This is a genomic window from Desulfovibrio sp. 6_1_46AFAA (genome assembly GCF_000224635.1).
Lineage (GTDB): Bacteria > Desulfobacterota > Desulfovibrionia > Desulfovibrionales > Desulfovibrionaceae > Desulfovibrio > Desulfovibrio fairfieldensis.
On sequence record NZ_JH114315.1, the window covers coordinates 1 to 810 of the forward strand.

The following is an 810-nucleotide window of genomic DNA, read 5'->3' on the forward strand; positions in this document are numbered from 1 at the left end:
GTTAACACTATTTGACAAAGAGCGAGTATTCCGTAAGAATGTCTTATGCAAATTACTCGCGAACAATATGAGAGAATCGCTGACTGCTTCCCGCGCCAAAGAGGTAATGTCCATTTTGACAATCTCCAGGTGTTGAATGCGATTCTGTACGTTGCGGAGCATGGGTGTAAATGGCGTGGACTGCCGAAAAATTTTGGCTGTTGGCACAGCATCTACACGCGCATGAACCGCTGGAGCAAGAACGGAGTTCTTGACCGTATATTTGAACGCCTTCAACAAGAGCAGATACTCCGCCTTAAAATAGAAGCAGTTTCTCTCGACAGTACTATTGTTAAGGTTCATCCCGATGGAACAGGGGCCTTAAAAAAACAGGTCCGCAGTCCATCGGAAAGTCCAGAGGCGGCTGGACGACCAAGCTTCATATGGTTGCCGCGAATGCTGAATGCGCGTTGAATTTCAGCCTCACTCCCGGCAACGCCGGCGATGCCCCCGAGGGGCGCAGGCTGCTTGTCCAGTTGGGGCCGATGCCAGCGCCGTGCAGCTTGCTTATGGATGGCGCATATGAGGGTAATGAAACGACTCGCTTGGGACGTGAGTTGGGCTTCACTCCGGTGGTGCCGCCCAATCCCAACCGACTGAAACCGTGGGAGTATGACAAAGAGCTATACAAAAGACGTAATGAGGTAGAACGGCTTTTCAGGAGGCTCAAAGGCTTCCGCCGTGTTTTTACTCGGTTCGATAAGCTCGATGTCATGTTCCTGGCCTTTGTCGTCTTTGCGTTAATTGTTATAGCTCTGAAATAGTGTTAAC

General features: G+C 50.2%; 1 protein-coding gene. It reads left to right on the top strand.

Features of this window, described 5'->3' with window-relative positions; translation table 11 throughout:
- Positions 1-45 precede the first annotated feature (45 nt).
- Positions 46-803 (top strand): IS5 family transposase gene (locus HMPREF1022_RS18385; RefSeq protein WP_147568319.1). Its coding sequence is split into 2 segments (ribosomal slippage): positions 46-370 and positions 370-803, totalling 759 coding nucleotides; the frame shifts between segments, so codons are not numbered across the junction.
- The last annotated feature ends 7 nt before the right edge of the window (positions 804-810 follow it).